The sequence below is a fragment of the Paenibacillus sp. Lou8.1 genome (assembly GCF_024213565.1).
Classification (GTDB): Bacteria; Bacillota; Bacilli; order Paenibacillales; family Paenibacillaceae; genus Paenibacillus; species Paenibacillus polymyxa_B.
The window spans coordinates 1-13,659 of sequence record NZ_JANAVN010000009.1 but is presented as its reverse complement, the minus strand read 5'-3'; the positions used below and the strand labels follow the sequence as shown (position 1 = coordinate 13,659).

12 protein-coding genes and 1 rRNA gene are annotated in these 13,659 nt (G+C 46.5%); 2 read left to right on the top strand and 11 right to left on the bottom strand.

Features of this window, described 5'->3' with window-relative positions; genetic code table 11:
- Window positions 1-43: 43 nt before the first annotated feature.
- The 5 genes from NLX78_RS13985 to NLX78_RS13965 all read right to left on the bottom strand — a co-directional run bounded on the left by NLX78_RS13985 (window position 44) and on the right by NLX78_RS13965 (window position 5,533).
- Window positions 44-2,380, bottom strand: a complete 2,337-nt coding sequence (locus NLX78_RS13985) for an Ig-like domain-containing protein (protein ID WP_250259735.1) — start codon at window positions 2,378-2,380, stop codon at window positions 44-46.
- Between the two features lie 316 nt (window positions 2,381-2,696).
- Window positions 2,697-3,158: a pyridoxamine 5'-phosphate oxidase family protein gene (locus tag NLX78_RS13980; protein WP_254350719.1), complete on the bottom strand. Its 462-nt coding sequence runs from the start codon at window positions 3,156-3,158 to the stop codon at window positions 2,697-2,699.
- Between the two features lie 71 nt (window positions 3,159-3,229).
- Window positions 3,230-3,454 (bottom strand): non-oxidative hydroxyarylic acid decarboxylases subunit D, encoded by a 225-nt coding sequence (locus NLX78_RS13975; protein ID WP_028541239.1) that lies wholly within the window; start codon window positions 3,452-3,454, stop codon window positions 3,230-3,232.
- Window positions 3,455-3,495: 41 nt separating this feature from the next.
- Entirely contained in the window at window positions 3,496-4,914 is a 1,419-nt protein-coding gene (locus tag NLX78_RS13970; RefSeq protein ID WP_254350857.1) for a non-oxidative hydroxyarylic acid decarboxylases subunit C, read from the bottom strand.
- A 28-nt stretch (window positions 4,915-4,942) separates the two neighbouring features.
- On the bottom strand, window positions 4,943-5,533 hold the full coding sequence (locus NLX78_RS13965) for a flavin prenyltransferase UbiX (protein ID WP_013369033.1): 591 nt from the start codon (window positions 5,531-5,533) through the stop codon (window positions 4,943-4,945).
- 161 nt (window positions 5,534-5,694) lie between these two features.
- Between NLX78_RS13965 and NLX78_RS13960 the strand changes: the two genes are divergently transcribed.
- Entirely contained in the window at window positions 5,695-6,600 is a 906-nt protein-coding gene (locus tag NLX78_RS13960) for a LysR family transcriptional regulator (RefSeq protein ID WP_254350718.1), read from the top strand.
- 72 nt (window positions 6,601-6,672) lie between these two features.
- On the opposite strand, the gene NLX78_RS13955 is transcribed toward NLX78_RS13960, so the two are convergent.
- The 5 genes from NLX78_RS13955 to NLX78_RS13935 all read right to left on the bottom strand — a co-directional run bounded on the left by NLX78_RS13955 (window position 6,673) and on the right by NLX78_RS13935 (window position 12,953).
- The gene (locus NLX78_RS13955) at window positions 6,673-7,857 is read right to left on the bottom strand and encodes a response regulator (RefSeq protein WP_025723834.1); all 1,185 of its coding nucleotides are present in this window, start codon (window positions 7,855-7,857) and stop codon (window positions 6,673-6,675) included.
- Window positions 7,838-9,634 carry a sensor histidine kinase gene (locus tag NLX78_RS13950; protein ID WP_061832098.1) on the bottom strand — a complete coding sequence of 599 codons (1,797 nt, stop codon included), beginning with the start codon at window positions 9,632-9,634 and terminating at the stop codon, window positions 7,838-7,840. Before NLX78_RS13950 ends, NLX78_RS13955 begins: the two co-directional genes overlap by 20 nt.
- A gap of 30 nt (window positions 9,635-9,664) precedes the next feature.
- Entirely contained in the window at window positions 9,665-10,498 is an 834-nt protein-coding gene (locus NLX78_RS13945) for a carbohydrate ABC transporter permease (protein ID WP_483311679.1), read from the bottom strand.
- Between the two features lie 5 nt (window positions 10,499-10,503).
- Window positions 10,504-11,394: a carbohydrate ABC transporter permease gene (locus NLX78_RS13940; protein WP_061832099.1), complete on the bottom strand. Its 891-nt coding sequence runs from the start codon at window positions 11,392-11,394 to the stop codon at window positions 10,504-10,506.
- Window positions 11,395-11,621: 227 nt separating this feature from the next.
- Window positions 11,622-12,953 (bottom strand): extracellular solute-binding protein, encoded by a 1,332-nt coding sequence (locus NLX78_RS13935; RefSeq protein WP_254350716.1) that lies wholly within the window; start codon window positions 12,951-12,953, stop codon window positions 11,622-11,624.
- A gap of 294 nt (window positions 12,954-13,247) precedes the next feature.
- Here NLX78_RS13935 and NLX78_RS13930 point away from each other — a divergent pair, with 294 nt between their 5' ends.
- A complete protein-coding gene (locus NLX78_RS13930) occupies window positions 13,248-13,406 on the top strand; it encodes a hypothetical protein (protein WP_165147892.1) in 159 nt (52 codons plus the stop codon).
- A 178-nt stretch (window positions 13,407-13,584) separates the two neighbouring features.
- Here the strand turns inward: NLX78_RS13930 and rrf are convergent.
- Window positions 13,585-13,659, bottom strand: a 5S ribosomal RNA gene (gene rrf / locus NLX78_RS26900); the annotation flags it as partial.

The window sequence follows — 13,659 nt, the reverse complement described above, 5'->3', positions numbered from 1 at the left end:
AAGAGCAAGCCTATCGTCCTTGGACGTATGCTTGCTCTCTTTTTTACTGAACGGTTACCTGTACCTTCGTCATTTTACCTGCATATTTCACAGTAATTACAGCTTTACCCTTGCCCTGTGCCTTAATGTTACCGTCTTTGACGGTCGCAACAATAATTCTGGACGAGGACCAGACAGCCGGTTTGGAGACATCCTTCTCCGACTCATCCTTATACGTGGCTGTAGCCGTAACCTTAGCCAGCTGTCCTGCCTTCAAATTCAATGCGACTTCGTCTGTTTGCAGGTATTTAAGCGTATCAACATCCACAGGTACGCTGATTACCTTCCCGCCAAATTTCGCCTGAATGTTAGCTTTACCGTAGCTAACCGCGGTAACCTGACCCTTTTTAACAGTGGCTACCTTATAATTAGACGTTTTCCATTCAGCTTGGGCCGTAACGTCCTTTTCTTTACCATCACTCGATTTAACCACAATCGCGATGGTTTTTTGATCTCCAGATTTGAGCGATAGCGCGATTGCATCCGCTTCAATCTTTTGCGCTACGTCCACTTCTACCGTAAACGTAATGTTTTGCTTGCCATATGAAGCAGTCACAGTTGCCTTACCGCTACCATTCGCTTTGATCAAACCTTCGCTAACCTCAACCACTTTTACATTGCTAGTTGTCCAGGTGGCGTCCTTAGTTACATCTGTTTTTGTACCGCCACTCTTAACTCCTGTTACTTTCAGTTGCTTCGTTTCCTGAGCACCAAGCGCAATTACACGCGAGTCTGTTTCCAGACGGTCTACAAGGCCTACTTGCACGTTAATCGTCAGTTTTTTGCCATTATAGGTCGCTGTAATAACCGCTTTACCAGCGGATTTACCCGTAATCGTTCCTTTGGACACAGAGGCAATATCTTCTGCGCTTGAAGTCCATTCTGCATCCTGTGTTACATCTTCTTTACGTCCATCCGCATAAGTAGCCGTCAAAGTTGCAGTATAGTCCTCATCAATATCAATCGTTGCCGTTTTGGAGGACAGAGACAGATCACCGGGTACATTTACGGATACCGTAGCTGTAACTGTTTTGCCACCATAAGAAGCGGTGATCGTAGCCTCACCTGTTTTATAACCCGTGACTTCTCCCGCACTGACAAAAGCGATGTCTTCATTGCTGGACTTCCACTCTGCCTTACTTGTGATATCTTCTTCCGTACCTGTTACATACGTTGCGGTCAGCTTGAGCTTTTTGGATTCCTTGGCATTCAGGCTCAGCTTGTCCTCACTCAAATCCAGATATCTGGAGGTTTCGACATCTGTCTTGATCGAAACGGTCTTATCTCCATACTTAGCGGTCACCGTAGCCGAACCCGCTCCAATCGCCATAATCGTTCCCTTATTCACAGTCGCAATTTTTTCATCGCTTGATGTCCAAGTAGCTTTATCTGTGATATCCGTTACCGTCCCATCCGGATAAACGGCAGAAACTTGTACTTTTTTAGATTCATCCAGACGGAGAAAAATATTGGATTCACTGGCTTTCAACTTATTCGTTTGATCGACATCCACCGAAATCGTAGCGGACATCGTGCCATATTTACCTGTAATTGTCGCCTTTCCCGCGCTATAGCCGGTAATGGTGCCTTTCAGTACATCCGCCACAGCTGCATTGCTGGAGCTCCACTCAGCGGACTCTGTCACGTCCTGTACCGATCCATCCGGGAACGTCGCTGAAAGCTTAACCTTCTCAGTATCCTTCAACAAAAGAGAAACCTCTGATGAACTAACATCGAGGCGTTTAACCTGCTCCACCTGCACAGCAATGGTTACGGTCTGTTGACCATATACGGCCTTAATATTAGCTGTACCTGCTCCCTGAGCGGTAACCAATCCGTTCACTACTGTGGCTACCTTTTGATTATCGGAGGTCCAAGTAGCATCACCCGAAACCTGAGCTGTTGTATTATCACTGTATGTCGCTGTCAAATCAACCTGTCCTGTACCGCTTGAACGCAAGTTCAGGCTTTGTACACTGGATGTCAGCGCCTTAACCTTTTTCGTTACATGTACCTGAACCGATTGTACCTTCTCTTTATAGGTCGCAACCACGGTGGCTTCCCCTTCAGCCTTGGCCGAAACTGTACCATTATACACAGTAGCAATAGCTGTATTATCACTTTTCCAATCCGTGCTTACGGTTACATTCGAGGTTGTCCCATCGCTAAAAACAGCAGTAGCCGTCAACGCTGCCGTATCTCCCTGCTGCAAAGTTACCTCGTTAGAGGAAAGGACAATCTTGGAAAGCACTGCATCCGCAGCAGATGCAAATCCTGCATATGATGTAAAACTTGAAATCAGGATGACCAACGCCAGAAAACCGGACCATCTATTCTTCAAAATCTAATTCCCTCCCATTTCAAAACTTAAATTAAGGATTTCGCAAAATCCTTACACCTACGTTTTATGTCGTCATATGGAAAAGAATAGTTTAGGCTTCGAAGGAAATTTGGTCCTTATTAACTAGATCGTTTCTGATAAAAATTAGACATTACAATTTTTGTAGCTTCAGAGCCATAGTGAAGATTTTTCTCAACAGATCCACAATCTCGCATTTACAAACAGCTATATGCTGCTGCGCGAACTCTTAAATGATGGTATTCTTCCATATTAGGAGCCAGTTGGTGCATATAAACGACGGAGTAATCAGATGGCATTACATTAACAGCTCAGCCACCGTTTCCTTCCAACGATGGATCACCGATTCCGGTTCCTTGAGACGGACCGTGACACCTGTCAAGATATCCGCATATTGGGCCGAATCTTCTCTGGCTGCAAAAACATGCGCCGCAAATCGCTCACGTACATGCTTGGCTCCGGGCAAAGCAGGCAGATGTTCCAGCGACAACCGCACATAATGCGCCTTCCCCCCAGTAAACACCGCAAGCGTCGCCTTGCCAGTACGGATCATGTTGCCCGTCGTGGTCGTACCCGGCCATAGTGCCAAACGCAAATTCCCCTCGTCCAGCGCTACAACCTCGCCCACACTAATCATCGCTATGTGCGGCCACTGATCTTCCGTGACCGTCATCAGCATCATTGCTTCATGCTGCTTGTCCTTCAACTCCTTACCGTCCAACAGCGTAAACAGTTCCTTACCGATCCTTGGTGTCTGCATGAAGTATATTCCCCTTTAATTTTGGCCTATAACTTCAAAGTACCATAATTTACGGCTACTTACGAACGACCCTATATCCGCTCTGGAATAGGAGGAACATGAGCAGCATTGGGAATATCTTGGGGGTTTACCTTGAACGCCGATTTATACTTTGCGGGATCCGTAATGCTATCCGGTTCTGAGGTACGCCATGTGAACAGGCATACAGGGCACAACAAAACCTCCCAGGCGCCTTTAACTGGCGAGCGGGTAACAACCTCCGAACGATTAGATTCACAACGGGGACAAATATGCATCTGTCAGCACTCCTTTAATCTTTCTTTATTTTTAAAAATATTCAGCGAAGCATTTGGCTCAACTTTTTCTCCCATTCTGCTACACCCAATGGGGAATCGAGCGACTGCGAGTAATGTCCTCTAATATCCGGTGCTACAGGTGTCGTCGCATCCAATATCATTTTGTGCGTCATACCTGCCGGATCAGAGCCGGGGTCAAGCGGTAAAATAGACAAGCCAGGAACAATGACAGTATCATGCTTTGGATGAAGCTTGGTGGATAAAGCCCACATGACCTGCGGCAGATTGAACGGATCGACCTCCTCATCCACCACAATCACGAGCTTGCAATACCCCAATCCATGCGGAGTCGTTAACGCACGCATTCCCACAGCCTTTGCAAAGCCGCCATACCGGGTTTTCGTGGAAATAATAGCGACCAGCCCATGCGTATACATGGCATTAACGGCTACGATTTCATTAGGAAAAGCATCCTTAAGCTGCTGAAACAACGGTACACTTGTATTCACACCGATCATATAATCCGTTTCCGTCCAAGGCATCCCGATGTACAGATGCTCAAAGATAGGCTGTTTGCGGTGATATACACGATTAATCTGAATGACTGGCATCGCGCGGCCGCCGGAATAGTGACCTGTGAATTCACCGAATGGACCTTCATACTCACGTTCACCTGCTAACACTTCGCCTTCCAAAATGACCTCGGCTCCCCAAGGCAGATCCAGATCTGCATCCTTCGCTTTGACCACACGATAAGGCTCACCCTGAATGGCGCCCGCCATCTCATATTCGGATTGATCGTACAGCAGCGGCGTAGAAGCAGCCGTTGTAATCACAGGCTCACATCCGAGGGCAATAGCCACCTTCAGATTTTCTCCGCGCTCCTCAGCCTGACGGATATGGATCGCAATATCATGCTGTGGTACAGGCTGGATGCCCAAACGGTTCTTGCCTTTCACCTGCATCCGGTATAAGCCGACATTTTGCTTACCGTAGGTGTCCGGGTCATCCAGATCGCGTGAAACTAGAATTGCTTTATCCAGATAAAACCCACCGTCCCCCTGATTCAAACGAAACAACGGCAAAATATCAAACAAATTAATATCCTCTGTAATCTCGACTTCATGAAAGGGTGCGGTTTCTTCCCGCTTCACGGGCACCGGAAATTGTTCATAGCGTCTGGCAAATTCAAAAAACTGCTCCTTGAGCGGCGTGTTTTTTGGCATCCCCATCATGAGGGCATGATTGGGCCAGGAGCCCATCACATTCATTGCAATACGAGCATCCGTATATCCATAGATGTTGTTGAAAATGAGAGCAGGCGTCTTATCTCCAAGATTGTTTAATGCTCTGTTAGCTGCTGCGAGGTCCGGCTCCGGCTTTACCTCATCGCTGATCGTGAGTAATTGTCCCTCCTTTTCCAAGGTGTGTAGAAAATCGCGAAAGTCTTTATAAGCCATCATTCATTCTCCTTCGTCTTTCGATTTCTCAATTCTGGTGCAGTCTGGAGTCATTCTGCTTCATTCCATCCCAGCGTTTGGCTGCGGTTGTGACAATACCGAACTGATCCAATGCACGAAAAACAATATGATCCACCAATTCCTCGATACTTGCAGGATGATTATAAAAGGCAGGCATCGGCGGCAGGATCATCACGCCCATACGTGACAGCTCCAGCATATTTTCCAGATGGATACTGCTTAATGGTGTTTCTCTGGTCATGAGCAGCAGCTTCTTTCGCTCCTTTAGTATCACATCCGCTGATCGGGTAAGCAGGTTGTCCGCCATACCAATACGAATGGAGGCAAGGGTCTTCATGCTGCAAGGAGCGACGACCATGCCGTCTACTCGAAAGGAGCCGCTGGAAATACGCGCAGCCTGATCCTTATACGAGTAGACCGCATCCGCCATCGCCTCCACTTCCTTCACCGTGTAGCCTGTCTCATAGGGGATGTTCGCAATAGCCCACGGGGATAGCACCAGATGGCTTTGGACTCCAGCCTCTCGTAATTGTTGTAATATACGGATACCAAAGATCGACCCTGTCGCTCCCGATATTCCTACAATGATTTTCTTCATATGTCCCCTCCTTCCATCCCATCGTTTTATGTTCACCCATGCATTACTGTCAAAAATTATACGCCCGTTCCCTGCACACGAAAAATATATATAATATATGTAATGCATACTTTAAAAGTATTCAAATCGAAGCGTTGTTTAGAAATGAGGAGGAATCCCCAATGGACTTGAAGCATCTGCATTACTTTTGCGTCATCGTGGAGGAAGGCCAAATCACCAAGGCCGCCAGAACGCTCAACATGGCCCAGCCTCCATTGAGTCAACAACTCAAAAATATGGAGGACGAGCTTGGTGTAAAGCTGATTTACCGTGAAGGAAAGAAGTGGGAAGTTACCGAGGCCGGGTATACACTGTATACACGCGCCAAACGATTATTGGCTGAAATGGAGGACACCTGTAGAGAAATTGGGGAGTTTGAAAACAAAGTAACCGGCACACTTGCTATAGGCACGTCATCCGCCTGTATGTCTCTGATTACTGAACAACTCAGTCGCTTTCATCAGGTTTATCCAGAGGTATACGTTAAAATAGGACACGGAGACACACATCATCTGGAAGAGCTGCTGCACCAAAATAAAGTTGATCTGGCCCTGCTGCTGCTTCCGGTAGATGACAAATCGTACCATACGATTGAACTGGAGGGCGTTTCTTTTGTTGCGGTTCTTCCGTGTGAATGGGCAGATCGCCATCCCAGTGGGGAAATTACCTTACAGGAAGCTGCCAGCTATGACCTCTTGTTGGGACGCCGAACAGAAGGATACGGACTATACGAAACCGTCATCCGCAAATTTCAGGAACACCATCTTATTCCGCGCGTCGTACTAGACTGTCCAGAAATATCGACCATTCTCTCGCTCGTTTCCACAGGCATGGGAATTACCATTATTCCAGACGCTGGCTTGGGACAAGAATACGGGGACAGATTTCGCACACTCTCCATTAAGGAGCCATTCCCCTTCACACAGCCTGCCGTCGTATGGCGCAAAGATCGTTATTTATCCAATGCAGCTCGCAAATTTGTTGAACTGCTACAAGCTGGAGACGCGAAAAAGACTGTTCCCGAGTAGATGCCTACCGCTCTACTCCTGAAACAGTCTGATGCTAGATGAACTTCCTTCATTCGGTCGTTGGTAACCGCCTTACTTGACTCCTTGATGCCGATACTCGGTTGGAGTCATTCCACATTTGCGCCGGAATACCTGTGTAAAATGCCGCATATCCTGATAGCCGATCCGCTCCGAAATATCAGCCAGCCGCAGATGAGGATCACTGAGCAGCCGCTTCGCCTCCTCCATACGCAGGCAAATGACATAATCCTTGTAGCCTTGTCCCGTCTTTTGCTTGAATAACTGGCTGAAATACACCGGATTCAAAAATACGATTGAAGCCACCTTCTCCAGCGACAGCTCCTCTGTAAAGTGAGCCCGAATGTATTGCAATGCCACATCTACCGTATGCATGCCTTTGCGCAGACATTCTCCTGTATCCGCTGCTGCGGCTGCAATCTCCTCTGGTGTACGTCTTAGTCGCGCCACCTCTTCAGGTATGGAGGCAAAATTGTGATGAACACCCGAACGTGTAATTTGTAGGGGCACCTTCACATAACGCTTCAAATGGGATTCGAGCAACGTCTCTAGCCGTGCGGCCTCTGCCTCATCCCTTAGCCTTGCAATGCCCAGCAGACTATGGCGGTCTAGACTGACGACAAAGCCGCTGCCTCCTGCCTCAATGAGCTCGGACAGTACATTTTCAATCATAAAATGCTCCAGATGCGTCTGCTTGTGATCAGGTTCCATGCGAACCATGAAGAGATGGAATTCCGGATAATTTTCGACAAAAGGCTGTATATCCAGCTTGCCCGTGTCCAGTCCAAGGGCATAGCGTTGGAAAACGGCTTCACGCAAATAAACCATATTGGATTTGAGAAGCCTACCCTCGTTCGCCTGCTGCGAGGCCACAAGCGCTTCGGCTGCCAGTATTTCAATGCATTCCAGCAGCTTTCTTTTACCAATCGGCTTTAACAGGTAGTCTTTGGCACCCAGCTTTACTGCTCTTTGTGCATAATGGAAGTCGGAATGGGCCGAAATGACAACCCACTGCAGATGAGGATGCTTTCGCTTAGAAATACGCATGAATTCCAGACCATCCATACCGGGCATCAGGATATCAGTTAATACAATATCTACAGGATGCTCCGCCAGAATGCCTGCTGCCTCCTCGGTGGAAGCAGCGAGATGAATGCCGCAGGTTGGTAGAGCTTGGCCAATGGTACGCCGAATCCCCTGCCGAATCATATTTTCATCGTCAGCTATCAGAATATTCATGTTTCTCCTCCTTCTGTGGCAGAGGCACACTTACAGTGACTGTTGTTCCGGCCCCAGGTACGCTAGAGATCCGTAGGCCGTACTCTTCTCCGAACATGTGCCGTAGCCGTAAATTTAGGTTTTGCAGGCCGATGCCTCCCGCCTGCCCGCTGCCCGCCTGTTTGCCGGGTTCTGCCAAAGCGACCTGGACCACCTCCCATCGTTCGTACTCCATCCCTGCACCGTTGTCGATGATGTGCAGACTCAATACACCGCCATATTCCTCCGCTCTGACGAGCAACTTGCCACCTGTATCTGCATGAAGAGGCTCCAGTCCGTGCTTCACCGCATTTTCAATTAATGGCTGTAAGGTCATTTTCGGCAAGCGGATATCCATCCATCGTTCTTCAATATTGATGTCTACGGATACCCTGCCCTCCAGCCGGGCTTGGATAATGGTAAGATAGTGGCCAACCTGCTCCACTTCTTCACGAAGGCTTACATCAGTCCCCTCTTCCCAATGGCTGCTGTAACGGAACATATGGGATAAGGAGAGAACCACCTCTCCGAGCTGATCTTGTCCCTTTTCATCCAGCATCCAATAGATCATATCCAGCGTATTATACAGAAAATGTGGATTGACCTGCGTCTGCAGCGCGTGCAGCTCCGCATTTTTTTCACTGACCGATGATATACGCACCAGCTCGATTAGCTCTGCAATCCGTCTTACCATATGGTTAAAAGAGGTAGCTAGTTGATTGATTTCTTCATAGGATTTGGTGTTTACCGTATGACGGAAATTTCCTGTCTCTACCCGCTTCATTTCCCGAATGACTCGCTTGAGTGGAAGGGAAATGCCCCTGGAGACGATAGATGCAATTAACGCCGACACAATAATAAGTATAGGTGCCACGATAAATAAGTACCTTTGATTTTGCACCAGCTCCACGTTCAGATCCTCACTAGGTGTCACACTAATCACAGACCAGTCGGCAAACGGCAACTTGGAAGCGATTACAACTCTTTCATTACTTCGATTTACAATAACATCCTCCTCCGGTACCTGCTGCTCTAAATTTTGCAAATCCGGTGGCGGATCAGAGGAAGTGGCCGACACAATTCGATTTTCATGACCCAACAAATATACCTGACTATTGGTGCCTAACCGCAAATTGTGGAGAGCGGACAAAACAGAACGCGGCTCAGCCTCAAACAGGACAATACCAATCGGCTTGTGTTCATCCAGATCATAGAGCTGCCGCCCAAACGCAAACACGGGTCTGGTTTCCACCTGATCAATGACAGAGTGAGGATACACGCCCAGCCATGCAATTTTGCCCGCCGACTTTCGAATTTCCTTATACCATTCCGTATGTTCGTAATGAGTATCAATGACATTCATATAATTTCCATAGTTATATACCTTGCCTGTGTCTGTGATGACATGGATGCCAATCAGATCCTCACGCGAATAATAGATAGCCCCCAGAATATTCGTAATCGTACGTTCGTTGATGTAATTGACAGCAGGTAAATCACTACTATCCGTCGTCAACAGACGAACCAAATCCATATTGTTGCTGATCGATTTGGAGAGACTGTTATAGCTGCCGAGTAGCAATTCGAACAGGCCTGCCGTCTGGGATACATTTTTTCGCGCCAGCTCGCTGACCTTATCATGGAACTGCACCGTAGTACGGTTGTAAAATAATAGACTGACCGCCAGCACAATGCCGGACATGCTCAATAGGAACAGAACAAACAAGCGGTATTGAATGGATTGAAAACGGCGCATCATACCTCCGTGCGCTCCTTTCGCTTCGGCCGCCTATCCTTTAACCGCTCCCGCAACCATGCCCTTGGTGATATTTTCGGACAGAACAAAATAAATAATAATGACCGGTAAGGCACCCATGACTAGAAAAGCACCAATATTACCGTAGTTCACAGAATACTGGCTGACGAACGTATATACGCCGAAAGGGAGAGTTTTGAGCTTCTCGGATGAGATAAAGGTGGCAGCCATAATGTATTCATTCCAGATGTTAATGAAAGTTAAAATACATACCGTCATGATAGGCGGAATCGAGATGGGTAAGATTACACTGCGGAAAATACGATAAATGCTTGCTCCGTCAATGTAAGCGGATTCTTCAATTTCGTGGGGAATGGACCGCATAAAGCCGGATAGGATGAAGACCGCAATCGGTGTCTGAAAAGCAATGTAGGGTAAAATCAGTGAGAAATACGTATTCAGAATATGGACGTTTTTAAACATCACCATTAGCGGCAGTAGTGTGGCTTGCATCGGGATCATCATCCCGATCAAAAACATAGTCAGCACAACAGCCCCGAAGCGCCAACGAAAACGTGTAATCGCATAAGCAGTCATCGAGCTTAATAAAATAACGAAAATCATCGTAACCCCGGTCACCAGCACACTGTTTCCTAAATAACGCAAGTAGCTCCCTGATTCATAGGCTTCCTGATAGTTGTGCCACTGGGGCACTTGAGGGAGTGCAAAGAAACTTGAGCTCAATATCTCTTCATTCGTCTTCAACGAATAGGTCAGCAGCCAAAAGAGTGGATACAGCTGCGTGACCATTAAGATTGCCAATAAGGAAAAGACTCCCGTTTTTTTCAAGGCATTCAACAGTTCCATCTCCTTTAGCTTACCTTATTTTCGATTCGTTTGAAAACAAAATTTATCACAATTGTAAATGACAAGCAAATCACTACGAGAATTGAAGCCAATGCGCTGCCATATCCGTATTTCATCGATAAAAAGGACATATTGTACATATACGTGGATACTGTATCCGTCGCATGGGCTGGTCCTCCACCCGTCATCACCCAGATCAAATCAAACGATTGCAGAGAGCCGATAAATGCTAATACAATTGATATCTTGAAAATAGGTACAATAAGCGGCAGCGTAATATAGCGGTCTGCTTTGAATCCTTCAGCTCCATCAATTTTGGCTGCTTCGTACAACTCATTCGGTATATTTTGTACCCCGGTAAACTGGATAAGCAAATGATAGCCAAAATACTGCCACAACGATACAAAATAGAGGGCGTACATCGCTATCTGCGGTTCCGTCAGCCATGAGCGTGTCCAGCTTTCCAGCCCAATCGCCATCAAAATACCGTTCAGCATTCCCCCCATCGAGGCCGGATTATAAATCGTCTTCCACAGCTGCCCGATAATGACCACCGACAGAATAACCGGCAGAAAATACATCGTAACCAGCGTATTGGCCTTACGCACATAACGATTAAGCAAGATCGCCAGCAGCAGACAGAACGGAATCTCCAGCATGGAAAACACAGCAAACATCATAGTCCGTTTCACGGATGGCCAGAATACTGAATCTGCTGTAAAAATCCGCTCAAAATTAGCCAGCCCCACGAACTTTGCCTCGGCAATTCCGTTCCAATCCAGCAATCCACAATACACCGATACCAGAATCGGAACAAATACCATACAGGTATACAACAACAGGCAGGGTAGCACGAAAACGGCAATGGTACGTGCTGGCACCTTCAGTACATTCATGCTCTAATCTCCTTTGTGTTGATTCTGAACATCTTCTCAGGATGCACAACCTACATGATTTCCAATCAGGGAAGAAGCATTTCGCCCCCTCCCTAGTGCCTGCTACTTCAGGATTTTGCAAAATTCGATTCCAGTCGCTCCAAAGTGCAATATCTAGACGAACCAGGCCAATTTGATCTATATATTGTTCATTGGGAGTCGCTTATTGGATTTTTGCAAAACCTCACTTATTTATTCGCTTCAAAAGTGTTCTGATGTTCCTTGGCAACTTGTGCAGAGTCTTCCTTTTGTACGAACAGGTTTTGAATGCTACTCAGATGCGCCTGCGCAATAGCCGGATTCATCGTATTATCAAAAGCGAGATCGCCCCCTTTTACATTCTTGAACAGCTCATTAAGACTAATCGCTAACTCGGAGTAGCCCGCTTCCTTTAGATCACCTTTCATTTTCTGACCGCTGCCAATCGCATTTTTCAGATCAAACTGAATTTTGGGCATCTCCTTAATAAAATAGTGCAGAAAATCCTTCGTTTCCTGTAAATGTTCACTGTTCGCAGATACCGCAAATGCGCTGCCCGGCGCAATTACATACTCATTCACATCACCCTTGCCATTCACCGTAGGGAATTGAAACGCTCCTACCTTACCCGCTACCGAAGAAGCATCAATTGACCCCGTTTCCCATGTACCCATGATATACATCGCGGCTTTTCCTGTTTTAAAAATATTACCGCCTGCATTGTAGTCAATAGATGTAGCTCCATCCGGGAAAGCTCCTGCCTGCACCAATTCCTGAAATGCATCCACCGCTTCCACAAAAGCCGGGTCGTTAAACGTCTTTTTGCCGTCCAATACATCATTGAGAAAATTCGGTCCTTCATTCGTACGCAACAAAATGTTCATAAAAAGGAGGGACCCCGTCCATGAATCCTTTTCCCCAATGGCAATCGGAGTAATTCCCTTCGCCTTCAGCGTTTTGACCGTCGTAATCAGCTCGTCAAAGGTGGTCGGCAACTTCTGGATTCCCGCCTGCTTGAACAGTTCCTTATTGTAAAACACCACTTCTATATTGTTACCGTCCGGAAAAGCGTAGAGCTTATCGTCGAAACTATAGTAATTAAGAAGTCCATTCTGAAACGTATCTTTTAGCCCCTCTTTATCAGCCACATCGTTTAATGGAGCCAGCAGCCCGGCATCTACGAATGGCTTCATCTGTGCAGCCGGGTTTACAATCGTGATATCAGGTACTTCCTTCGCCGCTGCCTGTGTTTTCAGCTTAAGCTTTTGTTGATCTGTATTTAGCGAATCCAATTCAATTTTGACATGAGGATGATCCTGCTCGTATTGACCTACAATTTGCTTAATCATTTTGTACGAAGGGGTGCTCGGATCAGGATTAATGTTCTGAAAGGTAATCGTAACATCTTTCGTTTCGGTGCCTTTGCTCGGTTCTCCTGAATTTCCCGGACTTGCGCTTTGTCCGTTATTACAAGCTGCCAGCGTCAATGCCAAGGCGCTCACCATCACAATGGCAAACGCTTTCATTTTTGTTCTGCTCATGGTCCTTTTCCTCCTCTTGTTGAAGCATTGCGCAATTTGCCCTCCTTATTGGTGGACACTCAATGCCCGCTTGTTCTTTTCATTATGTTCCATAGAAAAGACGTGAACAATGCGTGAACTTAAGGAGAAGGGTTTGTTTTTTCAAGCCCTCATTTGCGTGCTTCAAAATTCATTCATATCATAACTTGCAATTTATCTAGAACACAGGCATAATATGAATAAGATCATATTTTGATAATGATTATCATTATTAAATGATAAATACACATAGACTTTAAAGGAGGCAGGACCGCAGTGAAAGAAACTTTCAGTAAAACCTCCCTGCATATTGATGATTATTTGGACCTTCTCAATCTTGCCGTACAAGTCGGAGATACCAAGTGGCAAAAAGAAATTACCCGTAAACTTCAAGCCTTGAGTGTCCTTCAGACAGAACAGGTTGAAATAGATTAACTCCCCAGTTAATACTGTCCTTTGTTAAAAATGCTAACTAAGCACCACTATACAAAGGACAACCAGGATATCATAAAACTTTTGACCGAATCCATGAGAAAGATCTTTCATGTGAATGATAAATGAATCGGTTATAGGAAAAAGAGCACAGCCCGTTAAGGCTGTGCTCTTTTATATTGCTTGGCGACGTCCTACTCTCCCAGGACCCTGCGGTCCAAGTACCATCGGCGCTGGAGGGCTTAACGGTCGTGTT